The sequence below is a fragment of the Hyunsoonleella aquatilis genome (genome assembly GCF_014270105.1).
Lineage (GTDB): Bacteria > Bacteroidota > Bacteroidia > Flavobacteriales > Flavobacteriaceae > Jejuia > Jejuia aquatilis.
Genome location: NZ_JACNMF010000003.1, coordinates 40,726 through 58,011, shown reverse-complemented (window position 1 = coordinate 58,011; position 17,286 = coordinate 40,726). Strand labels below are relative to the sequence as shown.

The 17,286-nt window shown below is 39.6% G+C and carries 12 protein-coding genes; 7 read left to right on the top strand and 5 right to left on the bottom strand.

Annotated elements, in window-relative coordinates:
- Positions 1-93 precede the first annotated feature (93 nt).
- Entirely contained in the window at positions 94-5,793 is a 5,700-nt protein-coding gene (locus H7U19_RS09210; RefSeq protein ID WP_186561655.1) for a T9SS type B sorting domain-containing protein, read from the top strand.
- Positions 5,794-5,874: 81 nt separating this feature from the next.
- Positions 5,875-7,878, top strand: a complete 2,004-nt coding sequence (gene uvrB / locus H7U19_RS09205) for an excinuclease ABC subunit UvrB (protein WP_222597411.1) — start codon at positions 5,875-5,877, stop codon at positions 7,876-7,878.
- 61 nt (positions 7,879-7,939) lie between these two features.
- Here the strand turns inward: uvrB and H7U19_RS09200 are convergent, their stop codons facing one another.
- A complete protein-coding gene (locus H7U19_RS09200; protein ID WP_186561653.1) occupies positions 7,940-8,353 on the bottom strand; it encodes a TerB family tellurite resistance protein in 414 nt (137 codons plus the stop codon).
- A gap of 372 nt (positions 8,354-8,725) precedes the next feature.
- On the opposite strand from H7U19_RS09200, the gene H7U19_RS09195 reads away from it, so the two are divergent.
- Positions 8,726-8,980 (top strand): DUF1456 family protein, encoded by a 255-nt coding sequence (locus H7U19_RS09195; RefSeq protein WP_186561651.1) that lies wholly within the window; start codon positions 8,726-8,728, stop codon positions 8,978-8,980.
- Between the two features lie 34 nt (positions 8,981-9,014).
- On the opposite strand, the gene sucC is transcribed toward H7U19_RS09195, so the two are convergent.
- Positions 9,015-10,205 (bottom strand): ADP-forming succinate--CoA ligase subunit beta, encoded by a 1,191-nt coding sequence (gene sucC / locus H7U19_RS09190; protein WP_186561649.1) that lies wholly within the window; start codon positions 10,203-10,205, stop codon positions 9,015-9,017.
- A 209-nt stretch (positions 10,206-10,414) separates the two neighbouring features.
- Between sucC and lysA the strand changes: the two genes are divergently transcribed.
- Positions 10,415-11,650, top strand: coding sequence for a diaminopimelate decarboxylase (gene lysA, locus H7U19_RS09185; protein ID WP_186561647.1), 1,236 nt, complete (start codon positions 10,415-10,417; stop codon positions 11,648-11,650).
- Positions 11,651-11,710: 60 nt separating this feature from the next.
- On the opposite strand, the gene H7U19_RS09180 is transcribed toward lysA, so the two are convergent.
- Entirely contained in the window at positions 11,711-12,727 is a 1,017-nt protein-coding gene (locus H7U19_RS09180) for a T9SS type A sorting domain-containing protein (protein ID WP_186561645.1), read from the bottom strand.
- Positions 12,728-12,886: 159 nt separating this feature from the next.
- On the opposite strand from H7U19_RS09180, the gene H7U19_RS09175 reads away from it, so the two are divergent.
- The 3 genes from H7U19_RS09175 to H7U19_RS09165 all read left to right on the top strand — a co-directional run bounded on the left by H7U19_RS09175 (position 12,887) and on the right by H7U19_RS09165 (position 16,208).
- Positions 12,887-14,308 (top strand): amidohydrolase family protein, encoded by a 1,422-nt coding sequence (locus H7U19_RS09175; RefSeq protein ID WP_186561643.1) that lies wholly within the window; start codon positions 12,887-12,889, stop codon positions 14,306-14,308.
- A gap of 196 nt (positions 14,309-14,504) precedes the next feature.
- Entirely contained in the window at positions 14,505-15,230 is a 726-nt protein-coding gene (locus H7U19_RS09170) for a hypothetical protein (protein ID WP_186561641.1), read from the top strand.
- A gap of 96 nt (positions 15,231-15,326) precedes the next feature.
- Positions 15,327-16,208 (top strand): ester cyclase, encoded by an 882-nt coding sequence (locus H7U19_RS09165; RefSeq protein WP_186561639.1) that lies wholly within the window; start codon positions 15,327-15,329, stop codon positions 16,206-16,208.
- Positions 16,209-16,229: 21 nt separating this feature from the next.
- Here the strand turns inward: H7U19_RS09165 and H7U19_RS09160 are convergent, their stop codons facing one another.
- A complete protein-coding gene (locus H7U19_RS09160) occupies positions 16,230-16,787 on the bottom strand; it encodes a hypothetical protein (RefSeq protein ID WP_186561637.1) in 558 nt (185 codons plus the stop codon).
- A gap of 4 nt (positions 16,788-16,791) precedes the next feature.
- Positions 16,792-17,115 carry a hypothetical protein gene (locus tag H7U19_RS09155; protein ID WP_186561635.1) on the bottom strand — a complete coding sequence of 108 codons (324 nt, stop codon included), beginning with the start codon at positions 17,113-17,115 and terminating at the stop codon, positions 16,792-16,794.
- Positions 17,116-17,286: the final 171 nt, after the last annotated feature.

Below are 17,286 nucleotides of genomic sequence, written 5' to 3'. Positions count from 1 at the left end.
ATATTTTAGGCCTTGGCTTCATTTGTACTTTAACTTGTGCTTATAATTATATAGATGTGTTTTAGCAATCGGACAACGAATTTAGCAGTATTATTGCTACTACTACTTAGTTTTAAAGGGTTTTCTCAATTAAGCAAAACCCACCATATTCCGCCTTTGACTTATGCGGCAAATGGCAATGCCAATCCTGAAGATCAGTACATTTATATATCAACACCTAGTAATGCCAATGTTCCATATACCATTGTCCCAGTTGGGCAACCTGCCACTAACTACATAAACGGAACGGTATCCAACGCCAACCCAGACCAGATTTCCATAGGAAGTGGCAACACTCAACTCTTTATTCCGTCCATCCAAACGAGTGCAGTAGTCGACAATAAAGGCTATATCATTGAGGCTGCAGCGCCAATTTATGTTTCCGTTAGGATGAACGCCGGTAACAATGCCCAAGCAGGAGCTTTGGTTAGTAAAGGGGCTTCAGCATTGGATACTCAGTTTAGGGTGGGCACTTATACAAATGCCAATCCGCAGGACAACTATTTGAATTTTGTTTCAGTAATGGCCACGGAGGATAACACCCAAGTTAACTTTAGTAATCTACCAGCCGGATTAATTATTAGAAACTATGCTGGAGCCACCCCAATAAATACCACTCTGGATGAAGGGGAAAGTTATACAATTGCCCTAAATAGCTTTGATACACTGGTTAACAGGACAGGATTGATAGGGTGTTTAATCCAATCTGATAAGCCAATTGTGGTAAACTGTGGCTCAGCCAATGGTAGCTTCGGCGCTGGTAACGGACGAGATTATGGAATAGACCAAATTGTTGGTGCGAGCAAAGTAGGTACCGAATATGTTTTTGTGAGAGGTGATGGCTCAAATGAATGGGAAAATGTTCTTATTGTAGCCCATTCTGACAATACCTCTGTTAGCGTTAACGGAAATGCGCCAATAGCCACTCTAAATGCAGGCGAACATGTTGTGATTGAGGGTAACCAATTTAGCACCAGTGGAAATATGTATGTGGAAACCTCTCAACCTGCCTTTGCATATCAAGGTGTAGGTGGCTTGGGAAACGGCGGTACTCCGAGCGAGGCTAATCAAGGTATGTTTTTCGTACCCCCCTTAAGTTGTGAAACAAGAGGAAACCTCAATAATATTGCTAATATCAACAATATTGGCACTAGAAATTTTGATGGTGGTATTACGGTGGTCACTAAGGCAGGTGCGACTGTAACCCTTAATGGCACCCCAATTGCAAGCTTCAACCCGTTGGGACCTAGTCCTGTAACCGGGAAAACCGATTATGTTACCTATAAAGTGAAGGGACTAAATGGTAATATTGCCGTTACCAGTACAGATGAATTGTATTGTGCCTACTTCAACTATAACGGTGCCGCTACCTCTGGAAGCTTTTACTCTGGATTCCCATCGCCACCAGAAATCATTTTTGACGCTCAGTTTGTAACATTGGGCAACTGTATACCGAACATCACCCTTGAGGCGGCAAACACTCAAAACTTCGATAGTTATGAGTGGCTTTTTGATGACGGCAATGGGACTTTTAATGTTGTGGCATCAAATGTACCTTCCTTTACCCCTACCGTTCCTGGAAAATACAAACTTATCGGAATTATTACCTGCACCTTGGAAACACTAGAATCTGCAGAAGTGCCTATAAGTATCTGCCCGGACGACAGGGACAACGATGGTATTATTGATAATATTGACATCGACAACGATAACGATGGTGTTCTAAACTGCGTAGAATCGCGTGGCGATGTTGTTATAAATCTTTCCAATAGCGTTTCTCCTGAGTTAGTATTTCAAGACGGCACCACAAATAGCGCAATTGTATCTGCCAGTTTTTCTGAAACCAACAGTTCTGGCACAAATACCCTAATAGGGAATGCTATAGGCAGTTTTACAAGCAATATCCCTGCAACAACACTGGGCGAGAGCGCCTATACACTGAATTTTACTGAGCCTGTAAATATAAAAGTTGAAGAAGATCCTTCTGTAGGAACAACTCGTATAGCGGATGAATATTTTGTAGTGCGCATTCTTCCCGTGAACAAAAACATAACACTAGTAGACCCAGATGACCGTCTGTTGATCGACTCTAATTTTGATGGGCTTTTTGAAAGTGGCATTACCCAGATGTCGGGTTCGGAAATTCATTTTCAATTTAACGACACGCCCAATGGCAGCACGCCATACCAGTTTTTTGCAAACCAAGTGGACGGCTTTGTTTTTGAGCACCACTCCGAGAATACAACTACGGATTCCGATATTACAGCCATTCTATCATTAACTTGTTTCAAAAAAGATAATGATTCCGATGGTGTGAAGGACGAATTCGATTTGGATAGTGATAATGATGGACTTCCAGATTTTGTTGAAAACCAAGGCACATTAACACCGCTGTCAGGAATCGATGCGGACTTAAACGGATTAGACGATATATACGATATCAATGTAACTCCAATCGATACAGATTCCGACGGGATTTGGGGTATGTACGATTTGGATAGCGACAACGACGGGATTACGGATTTACTTGAAACAGGTCAGTTGGGCACATTATCTGACACAGATTTGGATGGCATTGAAGACGGCCCGACTTACGGAGCAAATGGCTGGACAGACGCTGCAGAAACCACACCTGACAGTAATGAAATAGGCTATAACCCCAATGATGCTGACAACGACACTATCTTTAGTTATATCGATGCTGATAGCGATGGGGACAGTTGTAGCGATGTTACCGAAGCCGGTTTTTCGGATGCCAACGTCGACGATTATTTGGGCGATGATATCCCTGTGGTTGATACACTCGGGAAGGTAATCAATGCCGCTGACGGCTATACCCTTCCGGATGCAGATTATTTGGACGGTGCTCCAATTAATATTACCACACAGCCTATCGATACCATCGTTTGCGAAAATTCGAATGCTGTGCTATCTGTTGTTTCGCCTGAAGCAGAAACTTACCAATGGGAGATCAGTACCGATGGCATTAATTGGAATCCTATAGTAAATGACGTCACATATTCCGGGGCGTTATCAGCAGATTTATTGATTTCCTCTACTCCTTTAGTTTTCAACGGGTATCAATACAGGGTAAAACTTGACAGAAATGGCAATACTTGTGGCTTATATTCAGATGAAATAGACTTAGAGGTCGATTTACAGCCTGTGGCGAATACTGCACCCACCATGAGGTTGTGTGATGACGACAACAATGGCACCATGCCTTTTGATTTCACCTTGCAAAATAATAATATCACCTCACAACCTGATATGAGCATCAGCTACCATGCTTCCCAGGCTGATGCTGACTCAAATACGAATCCGATAACCAGCCCATTTGAAAGCAGTAATACTACAATTTATGCGAGGGTCGAAAATACCAACAACACCTCATGTTTTGACACGTCCAATTTTGAATTAGAAGTGTACGAATCTGCCTTTCCTGCTGATGCTTCAGCTATTGCCCCAATACAGGAATGCGATAATACAACAGTGGGAACAGATATAGATGGGCGTATCACATTTGATCTTACCCAAAGGGAAACAGAAATCTTTAATGGGCAATCTTCTTCAGATTTTTCAGTAACCTATTTTGAAGATACCACTTACATTTCACAGATTGGAGCGCCAACGTCCTTTGACAACACTATTTCTGGAGGACAGACCATCTATGTGAGGGTAACGAACAATTTATTTTCGGACTGTTATACCGATACGTCCTTCCAGATCGAAGTTTTTGAATTGCCAGTTGTCAATACACCAAATACCTACGCGCAGTGTGATGACGACAGTAATGACGGCCAGGCACTCTTCAATCTTACCTTGGATGATATAAAAGAAGAAATAAATACCGACCACCTTACAGAGGGGCTTGTATTCACTTATTACGAAACACAACTGGAAGCTGAAAATGCAAAAAACCCAATTCCGAATCCAGATGCCTATCAGGATGCGACAGGCTTTACACCCGAGACCATTTGGATTCGTGTGGAAAACCCAAATGCTTGCTTTAGAGTTGTACCAATAAACTTAGAAGTAAACCCCAGCAGTGCGGCTTTGGCGTCATATAACCCCTCGCCAAAATACGAGTGTGATGACGGCACTGACGTTAGGGACGGCGTGGCAACTTTTGATTTAACCGATATAAGGGATGAAATTTCAAATATTATATTCCCCACCATTAACGTAACGGTTCATTTTTATGAGAGTCAAATAGATGCTGAATTGGAAAACAATGAAATTCCAGATATTTCGGCACATGAAAACACCAATAGCCCAAATGTTCAAGCTATTTGGGTACGCGTTAAAAGTGATTTGGGCAATGATTGTCTTGGTTTGGAAGAATTTCCAAATCTACTGAATGTTGAGGCGCTTCCGGAGGCCTTTCAAGTTTCAATTGGCGCAGAATGTGATTTTGACACCACTGATGCCATACTCTCATTCCCTTTTGATACTAGCCAAATTGAAAGTGACGTTCTTAACGGGCAATCACTTGCAAATGTTACGGTTAGCTACACATATTTAGATCAGACAGGGACGCAAGTCACAACAACTAATTTGCCCGACCCTTTTCTTACGGAAAACCAAACCATCACCGTGAGATTAACAAACAATAACACTTCGGACCCAGACGGCCCATGTTTTGACGAAACCACTATTGATTTTGTGATTTACGAACAGCCGATTGCCAATACTGTCTCTCCACAAATTGTATGCGATGGCGATGCCGGGGATATTGATGACGACGGTAATTTTGAATTTGATACCTCAACCTTTGCTAGCACAATTTTGGGCACGCAAACTAATATGGATATTTTCTTTGACTATATTGATGAAAACGGAGTAACTATTACAGACGCTCCAGCATTGCCCAATCCATTATTTTCCGTAAGCCAAACTATTACGGCAGAAGTGGTAAATCCACTAGATGCGAGTTGTTCAGCTAACACAACTATCGAACTCACTGTAAATCCTTTACCTGATTTTGATATTAATACGAACGAACGGATTTGCTCTTCTGATCCCACTTTTAGCATAGACCTGACACCCAATGAAGCCGATCCTACTGAAATATTCACCTATGAATGGCGTTGGACAAACTCCAACGGCACGGTCGTTGATCAACTAATAACTAATGATAGGGTCTTGACTGTTTCTACTCCAGGTACTTATAAAATCACCCTAACAAAAACTGACGGTACGGGGTGTTCAAGATCTAGGGAAGTATTAGTGGAAGGCTCGCAATCTCCTGTGCTGGAAGATACAAATGTACGTGTATCCAATCCATCATATTCACATACCGTCGAGATTATTGATCTTTCGCTTTTGGGTTTGGACGACTATGAATTCGCATTGCAAAAAGAAGGAGACAATACTTCGCTTTCATTTCAGAGCTCGCCTGTGTTTAGAAATATCCCTCCGGGATTTTATACTTTATATGCCATTGACAGTGGTCAAATATGCCAGCCTACTACCTTAGATTTGGCCATTATCGGCTATCCTCAGTTTTTCACTCCAAATGGTGATGCTTATAACCCCTATTGGCAAATAAAAGGCATAAGTGCCACCAATCAACCCAACAGTATCATTCAGATATTTGATCGTTATGGTAAGCTTATCAAGCAACTGAGTCCTTCAGAGAGGGGGTGGGACGGCACATTCAATGGGCAATTGATGCCTACGGATGATTATTGGTTTAAGGTCTATCTGCAGGATGGGCGTACTTTTATGGGGCATTTTGCACTAAAAAGATAAGTTAATTTTTCATTACTTCAATTCCGAATTACAAGGACTTTCAGTAATTTAGGCATTCCTAATTTTTAGGCTTCAATTACTATGAAATTCACAATTGAATCTGAATTCAGTCCAACCGGTGATCAACCCGAAGCTATCGGACAATTGGCTGATGGTATTTCTTCAGGTGAAAAGTACCAAACCCTTTTAGGGGTGACGGGCTCGGGAAAAACCTTTACTGTTGCCAATGTAATTGAGGAAGTGCAACGCCCTACCTTGGTTTTGGCTCACAATAAAACACTGGCCGCGCAACTGTATTCGGAATTCAAGCAGTTTTTCCCGAACAATGCAGTAGAGTATTTCGTATCCTATTACGATTATTACCAGCCCGAGGCCTATATTCCGGTTTCGGGGGTATATATTGAAAAGGATTTATCTATCAACGAAGAAATAGAAAAAATGCGATTGAGCACTACCTCTTCCCTGCTTTCGGGGCGACGGGATGTATTGGTTGTGGCTTCCGTGTCCTGTCTTTACGGTATTGGCAATCCTATTGAATTTCAAAAAAATGTGATAACAGTAAAACGGGATCAAGTCATTTCGCGCACTGCGTTGTTGCATCAATTGGTGCAAAGTCTATACTCAAGAACAGAAGCGGATTTCCGACATGGTAATTTTAGAATTAAAGGAGACACCGTAGATATTTTTCCAAGTTATGCGGATGATGCCTATCGCATCCATTTCTTTGGAGATGAAATAGAAGATATTGAGTCGTTCAACATTCAAACAAATCAGGTCATTGAAAAATACGACAGGCTTAATATTTATCCAGCAAATATGTTTGTAACCTCGCCTGAAATCCTTCAAAATGCCATAAAGGATATTCAGGACGATCTAGTAAAACAACATGACTATTTTAAGGAAATTGGTAAACATTTAGAAGCGAAACGATTAAAAGAACGTACCGAGTTTGACCTAGAAATGATTCGGGAATTAGGGTACTGCTCCGGTATTGAGAATTACTCACGTTATTTGGATGGAAGATTGCCGGGCTCTCGCCCTTTCTGTCTTTTGGATTATTTTCCAGAGGATTATTTAATGGTGGTGGACGAAAGCCATGTGACCATTTCTCAGGTACACGCCATGTACGGGGGGGATAGAAGCCGAAAGGAAAATTTGGTGGAATACGGTTTTAGACTACCAGCGGCAATGGATAATCGGCCTTTAAAATTTGAAGAATTTGAATCCTTGCAAAATCAGGTAATTTATGTGAGTGCCACCCCAGCAGATTATGAACTTCAAAAAACAGGAGGTATTTATGTAGAGCAGGTCATTCGGCCAACTGGACTCTTAGATCCTGTGATTGAGGTGCGTCCTAGTTTAAACCAAATAGATGATTTAATTGAGGAAATTCAGCTTCGTGTGGAAAAGGACGAACGTACCTTAGTAACTACCCTTACCAAAAGAATGGCAGAGGAGTTGACGAAATATTTGGAGCGCATTCAAATCCGATGTCGTTATATCCATAGTGATGTGGATACTTTGGAGCGCGTCGAAATTATGCAAGATTTGAGAAAAGGGCTTTTTGATGTGCTGGTTGGGGTGAATTTATTGCGGGAAGGCCTAGATTTACCCGAAGTGTCCCTAGTTGCTATTTTGGACGCTGACAAGGAAGGGTTTCTGCGTTCCAACCGATCGTTGACCCAAACCGTTGGGCGCGCTGCAAGAAACCTAAACGGAAAAGCCATTATGTACGCTGACAAGATTACCAACAGTATGCAAAAAACCATTGATGAAACCAATTATCGTCGCGAAAAGCAGATAGCCTACAATACTAAGCACAATATTACGCCGAAGGCATTGAACAAAAGTTTAGACAACGCTCTCGCCAAAAATTCTGTTAGTACTTATAAATATGAATTGGAAGCGGCAAGAGCAGCCGAGCCTGAAAGTGAATATTTAAGCAAGCCTGAACTGGAAAAGAAAATTCGCGAAAAACGAAAATTAATGGAAGAAGCCGCAAAAGCTTTGGACTTTATCGTTGCCGCCCAATTGAGGGACGACATTAAATCTTACCAGGAAAAATTAGAAAAGCTAAAAGTGTAACACTTTTAGCTTTTCTGAAAAATATAGCCGAATAGCAACTTACTAGTTGTCAACACTAATGCTAATTGTACTGAGTTTTAAAAATATCTATTAAAACATCCGGTGGTACAATTTTGTTAGGGAAACTCTCCATAAGGTAAAGTACCTTGGAAATGGACTCATGGCTCAAGCCCATTCTTAATCCAAAATTATATAATTTTATAACCCCAGCAGAGCTGTTCCCGTTACCATGCTCCTGTTCAATATTCATTAAGAGCACAAGTCTGTGGAACTGCACGATACGCTCACTGTGGGACTTTAAATGGGTATAATGCACAGGATGTTTGATAAGATAATCGAAATCCTCTCGCGAAATATCCAATTGTTTCGCTACACCCAGCAAAAAATTATATTCTATATCCTGTATATCCTTATCATATTTTGCAAAAGCAATCATTTCAGATAAAAGACTTAATTTTTCTACTCTATTTATCATTCTTGAGGGTTTAATTTAACTTCAATATAAAGGTAAGTAGAAAGGGCAGGTTGTTATCGTGTATATAATGTCTCTTATCGAAAAAGCAGGTGCCTTTTATCGTCGATTTTATTGACTTTATCAATCAAGGGTATTTTTAATCCAAAAATAAGTGCAGTTTATCAATGGGAATATTTAAATTGTTTTTTACCAAAAAACTTAATAACAATATCATTATCAATGTTTTAACACATAAAATTCAATTTAATATTTAGCAATTCTTTTACCATATTTTGAGGTATCTTTACAAATGTTATTAAAACGTCAAAATCGGAGGTGCTAAAATGCAAAATCGATGAAATGCATGCGTAAATAGGAAATTTTAGTATTACTATGACAAACAATGATATTTTAAAGAAATTAAGGGTGGCCCTAAAATTGAGAGATGATGAAATTGTTGAAATTTTAAAATTGGTTGATTTTAGAATCTCCAAAAGTGAATTGGGCGCTTTCTTTAGAAAGGAAGACCACCCAAAGTATAAAGAATGTGGGGATCAAATACTCCGGAACTTCTTAAATGGTTTGGTAATACACCTTAGGGGACCAATGCCTCAGAAACAAAAATCCACAAAAAAAGGGCAACATTAAAAATGATGCCCTTTCAAATATTATTCGATAAATACTAGCCCAAAACCTCTTGTACTTTATCGGCCGCTTCCTGAAATTCAGTAGCACTAAGTACATCCAACCCTGAATTGTCAATCAATTCTTTAGCAATATCTGCATTAGTACCTTGTAATCTTACTATAATTGGCACATTGATATTACCCATGTTTTTATAAGCGTCAATAACACCTTGGGCTACGCGATCGCAACGTACAATACCACCAAAAATATTAATAAGGATAGCCTTCACCGCAGGGTCTTTCAATATAATTTTGAATGCTGCTTCTACCCGAGCAGCGTCTGCAGTACCCCCAACGTCCAAGAAGTTGGCTGGCTCCCCTCCTGCCTGCTTAATCAAATCCATTGTAGCCATGGCCAAACCTGCACCGTTTACCATACAACCTACATTTCCGTCAAGGTCCACATAGTTTAAGCCTACTTCCTTGGCCTCAACTTCAATAGGGTTCTCTTCACGCAAATCGCGTAAATTCACATAATCTTTATGTCTATAAAGAGCGTTATCGTCAATGGTTACTTTCGCATCCACTGCCATAATTTTATTATCACTAGTTTTTAATACCGGATTGATTTCGAATAATGATGCATCGGATTTCACGTAAGCTGTATACAGTGCTGAAACAAACTTGGTCATTTCCTTAAATGCCAATCCAGATAAACCTAAATTGAAAGCTACCCTTCTAGCCTGGAAAGGCATCAAACCAATGGCTGGGTCTATTTCTTCAGTAAATATGAGATGTGGTGTTTCCTCAGCAACGGTTTCAATATCCATACCGCCTTCAGTAGAATACATAATCATGTTTCTTCCGTTACCACGATTTAACAAAACAGACATGTAAAATTCATCCGTTTCAGTTTCCCCTGGATAATACACATCTTCCGCAACCAACACTTGGTGTACCTTCTTTCCTTCCGCTGAGGTTTGAGGTGTTATCAAGTTCATCCCGATAATTTGTCCTGCAATTTCCTCAACTTCCTGTAAATTTTTGGCCAATTTTACACCGCCTCCTTTACCACGCCCACCAGCATGTACTTGCGCTTTGATTACATACCAACTTGTGCCCGTTTCAGAGGTTAATTGTTTTGCCGCTGCTACAGCTTCGTTAGCGTTTTGTGCCACAATGCCACGTTGAATGCGTACTCCAAAAGTGCTTAAAATTTCCTTGCCTTGATATTCGTGTAAATTCATAGTTTGCTCAATCGTTTTTAAGAAGAACAAATGTAAATAATCACAACTAATAAATCTAATATTTAAATAGGGTTTCTTTGGAATTCCAAAAAACCTAATTATCATTTTGTTAAATAATTAACATAATGTTTAATTTGTATAATTTTTGAGTATTTGTTTTTTTTTCGGCCTAAAAAAATATCTTTGTCGCCAAATTAAAAAATTCCATAATGGAAAATACCCAATTAGTTCAGATTGCAAAGGAATTCGGGAGTCCCGTTTATGTTTATGATGCCCACAAAATTGAATCGCAATATAAGCGATTGACAGGTGCTTTTAAATCGGTAAAGCAACTAAAAATAAACTATGCTGTAAAGGCTTTATCCAACATATCCATTCTTAAGCTGTTCAAATCCCTTGGGGCTGGAATTGATACAGTTTCCATTCAGGAAGTACAGCTGGGATTGGCCGCAGGATTTTCTGCAGAGCAAATTATTTTCACCCCAAACGGTGTGTCATTAGATGAAATTGAAAAAGCTGCCAAATTGGGGGTTCAAATTAATATTGACAATCTTTCCATTTTGGAACAGTTTGGAACAAAGCATCCTACTACGCCAGTTTGTATCCGTATCAATCCCCATGTGATGGCCGGTGGCAACAGCAATATTTCTGTGGGGCATATTGATTCAAAATTTGGTATTTCCATTCATCAAATTCCGCATTTATTGCGTATTGTAGAAAACACCAAAATGCGTATTAATGGGATCCATATGCACACGGGTAGCGATATTTTGGATATTGATGTATTTTTATATGCCAGTGAAATACTGTTTGAAACTGCTAAACAGTTTAAGGATTTAGAATTTATCGATTTCGGTTCAGGTTTTAAAGTACCTTATAAAGTAGGTGATATAGAAACCAATATAGAGGAGCTTGGAAAAAAACTATCTGCAAAGTTTAATAGCTTTTGCAAATCCTACGGCAAAGATTTAACCTTAGCCTTTGAGCCGGGTAAATTTTTGGTGAGCGAGGCCGGACATTTTTTGACCAAGGTAAACGCTGTAAAACAAACTACTTCCACGGTTTTTGCGCAAGTGGATTCAGGTTTTAATCATTTGGTGCGCCCAATGTTTTATGGGTCGCATCACGATATTGACAATATTTCAAACCCTAAAGGGCGTGAACGTTTTTATTCTGTTGTAGGCTACATTTGCGAAACGGACACTTTTGGCAATAACCGACGTATCAATGAAATTAATGAAGGTGATATTTTGCGATTTAAAAATGCAGGAGCCTATTGCTTCTCCATGGCCAGCAACTATAATTCAAGATACAGACCGGCGGAAGTGTTGTGGTACAACAACAAAGCGCATCTGGTTAGAAAACGTGAAACGTTTGATGACATTATCAAAAATCAAATTGAAGTTGATTTTTCGGTAAAAAAAGAAAAAGCAAGTTCAATATAAACCGAAAAAGCGTTTCGATATCGAAACGCTTTTTTTGGTTCTTGCAATTACAAAATATGTTTATTCTTTTACAAACTTCCTTGAAACTGCTCCTTTTGAAGTTTCTAAAGTGGCTATGTAAATTCCAGCCGTAAGTCCGTTTACGTTCAAAGTACTGCTGGTGGTGCTTATACTCAAAACTTTTCTACCAGTAACATCAGAAACGGTTATGGCTTTTATCGCTACGTCTGAAGACAAGTCAAAATTTAATGTTTCTTTAACTGGATTAGGAAAAATCCGCATGGTATTTAAGTCTCTTTCAGAACTTTTAGCACTAAGTGTACTAGACAACAAACTCTCCATTACCGTTTCGTCAACACTTAATAATGGCACCTCAATTCTGGCAGTCCTAAACACCAAATCGGCGTTACTGGCATCATAGTAAAAATAAGACGTTTGCGTTGCTGCTGCTGTTATAGGTAATGGGGTAACAGCCATTAAGGATAGGCTTTGCACTATTTTCAATCGAGTTACTTGCCCGTTATAAGCGCCGGCACCAACATCATTAAGGTTCAATGTTCCATACGCATCTACCTCAACTGTAATCGTACCAGTAAACGTACCCGAAGCCGGTGTAGAGCCGCTTAGGTTAAAACTACCTGCAACAGCATCTGTTCCATTAGTATCCGTATAACTCAGTGGGAAAGTCCCTATCAATCCGTTGTCCGAGTTGTAATTTAGCTCCAATCCTTCCGCCAGCAATCCAGTAAATGATGCCTCACCCGCGCTATCTTTTAAATATATTTTATTCACAGACCCTCCGACAACAGTGGTGGTCGATACCAATGTTGTTCCCGGGAAAGTAGTCATTTCTCCAGCGGTAGGAGTAGCATGGGCATCTGATGAATCCCCTGTTTTATTCAATGTATTAAAGGACCATGTAACGTCCGCGCCTGCCGTACTTTGATCTAAGGCGGGAGTAGATTCCACCACGGCATACATGGAAGCCGTAGCACTTTGAAATTGTTCTATATCAGTTCCTTGAGAAAAACTAAAAAAAGTTCCTAAAAATAATGGCAAGAGTAGATGTGTTTTCATATCAGATAGATTTTGAAACAAAAATATAATTCTAGTTCTCTTTTTGTAACATTTCTATATGAAACGCTAAATAAATGGCTGAAATGAGTTTTTTAATTAAAAAATTTGTTGTTGGCATACAGTTTACCTAATTTATAACATTCTAAAAAAACCACTCCCATGTTAAAAAGACGCATTATTCTATTCCTGAGCTTATTAGCCATCCAACAAATCACAGCTCAGGAATTTACAGACGAAGTAAAAAGATTTATAGCAATAGACACAACTGTGGTTGCCATCAAAAATGTTGGGCTGATCGATGGCAAAGGAACTAGTATTTTGGATGGACAGACCATTGTTTTAAAAAAGGACAAAATTGTTGCCATCGGAAAGGGAAATAACATTGAAATACCCGAAAATGCCTTAATTATTGATGGTACCAACAAAACTGTCATCCCTGGATTGGTGATGCTACATGAGCATTTATTTTACACCAAATTCTTCGAAAATTGGTTCAGTGTGGGCCAAATGACGTTTTCATTTCCACGATTATATTTAGCCGGCGGGGTTACAACAATGCGCACCGCCGGAAGCATCCAACCACAATCAGACCTGAATGTGAAACAATGGATTATCGAAGGCAAAATGACAGGGCCAAAAATGGACGTAACCAGTCCTTTTATTGAACGCGAAGGCCTGCCAATTGCGGAATTGGGATTTATAAAGGATACCAAGGAGGTTTCTGAAATTGTCAACTTTTGGGCAAACCGAGGCGTAACGTCTTTCAAATTGTACAATAATATTACAAAGGAAGACATGAAAGTTTGTATTGAAGAAGCACATAATCGGGGCATGAAAGTTACCGGGCATTTATGTTCAGTCACTTACGAAGAAGCTTCTAATTTGGGCATCGATAACTTGGAGCATGGATTTATGGCGGCTTCCGATTTTATGGACGATAAAGAAGAAAATATTTGCGATCCGTTTTCGGCGAGAAACTCCATTACGGACGAACCCATTGACGGCGAAAAAATCAATCGGCTTATTGATATTTTAATTAAAAATGGAACAACGATTACTACCACTCCCAATGTTTTTGAGCCTTGGACGGATAGGGAGATGATTCCCGGGGGAGGCGAAAAAGCGGTAACTCCAGAGGTTTTAAAGGATGTAAAAGAAATATATGATGGTGCGTCCGGCAAAGATTCCTTATATCTGGTTCGATTTAACAAAAACCTCGCTTGGCTGAAACGGTTTTACGACAAGGGAGGCAAATTGGTGGCGGGAACTGATCCCACAGGGGCTGGAAGAACCGTGGCGGGATACGGCAATAGGCGCACCATTGAAATTTTGTCCGAGGCAGGATTCCCATTAGTAGACGTCATAAAAATATGCACACTTAATGGTGCTACATATTTAGAACAACAAGATGACATCGGCACATTAGAAGTTGGAAAAACAGCCGACCTTGTTTTAATCGATGGAGACTTAAGAACCGACATCAAAAACATCCGTAACATGGAAATCGTTTTTAAGGATGGAATCGGTTTCGACTCCAAAAAGCTATTTGAATCGGTTCATGGCAAAGTTGGTTTGAATTAACCCTTTCCGAAAAAACATTTTACATACTCCTTATATTTCATTCAAAAAAAACTATCTTTAGAAAGTAAATTCTATTGCGATAGTACGTTTTCTCCCCATTCTGTAGTTGATTTAGAATAGCATAGCCCTAGATTAATATTAAAAATTAAGTTGGAATCGATCCAACAGCTCATATATTAATTTAAAACCAACTAAAATGAAAAAACTATTATTTCTTTTTCTATGCTTGCCCCTACTTGCTATTTCGCAGAACGACTCCTTCCTGCTCACCCTCTCTGAGGTTACCGTCAAACCTGGCCACGACGCCCAATTTATAGAGGCCTTAAAATCCTATAAAACATGTTATTTGGAAAACGAAGGCGAGGAAAAATGGAATACATGGAAGCGCCTGCAAGGCGAGGGCAATGTGTACACATTTACTGGCAGAATGTCCAACTGGGCCGAAATGGACGAAGAGGACGACCCAGCTGGAAAAGCCTGTCAAAAGGTAGTCCTTGATGAAATTATGCCCCATGTAAAAAGCTTTCATTTTAATATAGCCCGTTCTATGCCGGACGTGAGCAGAACAGCTCCATTTTCTGCGGATACGGGCTTGGTTTGGGTGTATAATGTAAAAACGAAGAACTATTCCAGCTTTATGGAGTGCGTTAAAGCAATATCCTCGGCCATAAAGAAAGCAGAAGGTGATGGAAGAGGCTATTGGTATTCATTGATGGGAGGTGCCCCTTATGTAGCGGATTATTTTATCAGTATTCCATTCAAGAATTTTGCCGAATTGGATGTAGAACGTGATGGTGTATGGAAAGTTTATGAAAAAGAACATGGCAAGGAAAAGACCGAAGCCTTGAGGGAAAAGTTCAGAAAGGCGGTATCGAAAGACTGGGCTTTCATCTATACGCTTAAAAAAGAACTTTCTAATTAGATTTATAGATTGTATGCATAAAAGTCCGTCAGGTTTGATGGGCTTTTATGTATAACTATTTCTTTTCAAAAAAGTCCAACCACTAACCCATTAATTATGAAAACTTCCTTAAAACTATTGTTTTGCCTATTGCTTTTTTGTGCCATGTCCTGTGAAGACGCACAAGTGAAAAAAAACATCACTATGTACTCCGACGTTTGGGACAAAATTATTAACGACGCCAACATCGATTTAATCAACAACTCCAACTTCGACACAAACATTACCTTGGTTTCCAATCCTGAAAATGTGGTGGGTATTGAGGATTTTAAAGCCTACTATTCAAACTTCACCACAGGATTCTCTGAAATTGAGTTTACCATCGAAAATATTTTTGGCCATGGTGATCAGCTCGTAAAACATTGGCGTTTTAAAGGAAAGCATACGGGGGAGTTTTTCGGCATGCCCGCCTCGGGAAAATCTGTGGATCTAACAGGTGTGACTATTGCAAAAATGAAGGACGGTAAAATTATTCAGGAACAGGATTTTATGGACAATATTGTGTTTATGGGACAATTGGGCATCGATCCTTTTTTAAATCCTAATAATGTCAATACGGTCAGGCAATTGTATAACGATTTTGCCAACGGAAATATTGAAGCAGTTGGTGCCGTGATGGATGAAAACCTAATATGGAACGAAGCCGAAAATTTCCCATTAGCCGATGGCAACCCCTATAAAGGCTTTAAGGCCGTTTTAGATGGTGTATTCTCAAGAATTATGTCAGAATGGGAATACTGGAATCTTACGGATTTGAAGTTTCACGAAATGACCAACAATAAAGTTTTGGTTGAAGGCAGGTATGACGGCAAATACAAAAAGAATGGTGCTAAATTGGATTTGCAAATGGCACATCTCTGGACATTTAAAGATGGTAAAATCATTTCTTTTCAACAATATGCGGACACTAAAGGGATTGCCGATGTGATAGCGAAATAGTTTTGGGAACTTAGGCTTAAATTAATCCCTCAGCTTCCCCCAAAACACACTGGCTTTGGAATTAAAAGGATTTCCGGAGGCCCGGCGCAACATTACTACTTGTCCACAATGCCAAAGTGCATCGGCTATGGGGCCATTGATTATGTTCCAAAATGAATATTTGTCGTTGTCGAATTCGACTAAATTTTCAGAGGCTTTTAGAATATCTGAAGCTGACTCAAAATTGAGCAATGTTTGTTTCCGCATCTGCTCAAAACTCATATTTTCGGTATCAACAGATTTAAAATCTTTCGAAATGGACGACAATATGAAATTAGAAAGACCCAAAATATGGGCAATGGTTTCTGCTGAAGTTCGTCCTGAATCACTGGGTTTATACGACAAATCCTCTGACCGTAAGCCTTCGGTGGCCCAATAGTAACGAAACCCCAAACCATCCACCATTCTTGACGCGACAGTTCCTGCTGTATACCTCTCTGCATGTTTTGGTATTTCGGAATAGGGTAATTTTGTGTTTTCCTGTGCCATAAAATTTGAGGAGATTAAAAGGGAAATTAGTACTAATCTTAGTTTCATCATTTTGTTATTTGGGATCCAAGCTCATGACAAAGTCATAGCTTTCGTTAAATAATTTGGCCATTTTATCCAAATCCTCAAGCATAGCTACAGGTATCAACACATAGCCTTTCATAACTGCTCCATAGGATTTGTAGAGCGAAGAATTAAATTCAGAAATGTATTTTTCTTGCACCTCCTTGGAGAACCGCACTCCTATCTCCCCAGCTTTGTTGAGCAATGTAAACATATGCCCGTTGGCCGAGGTATAAATCATGGATTTTCCTTTGCGCTCAAATCTGGGGCATTTGTCTACAATGGCGTCGTAAATCTTTAGTTTTTCTTCCCACATGTTCTTTGGATTGATTATGACTTTAAATATAAGACTTATCAAACTTGATTGCCTAAAAGAAATCTTAAAAAATGAAACTGGCTTAGCAAGATTTAAAATGTACATGCCTGCTTTGGCGTTAAGGATAGAAGCGGCATCCTTTTTTGCCTTTCCGCAAAAAAGATATAGCGG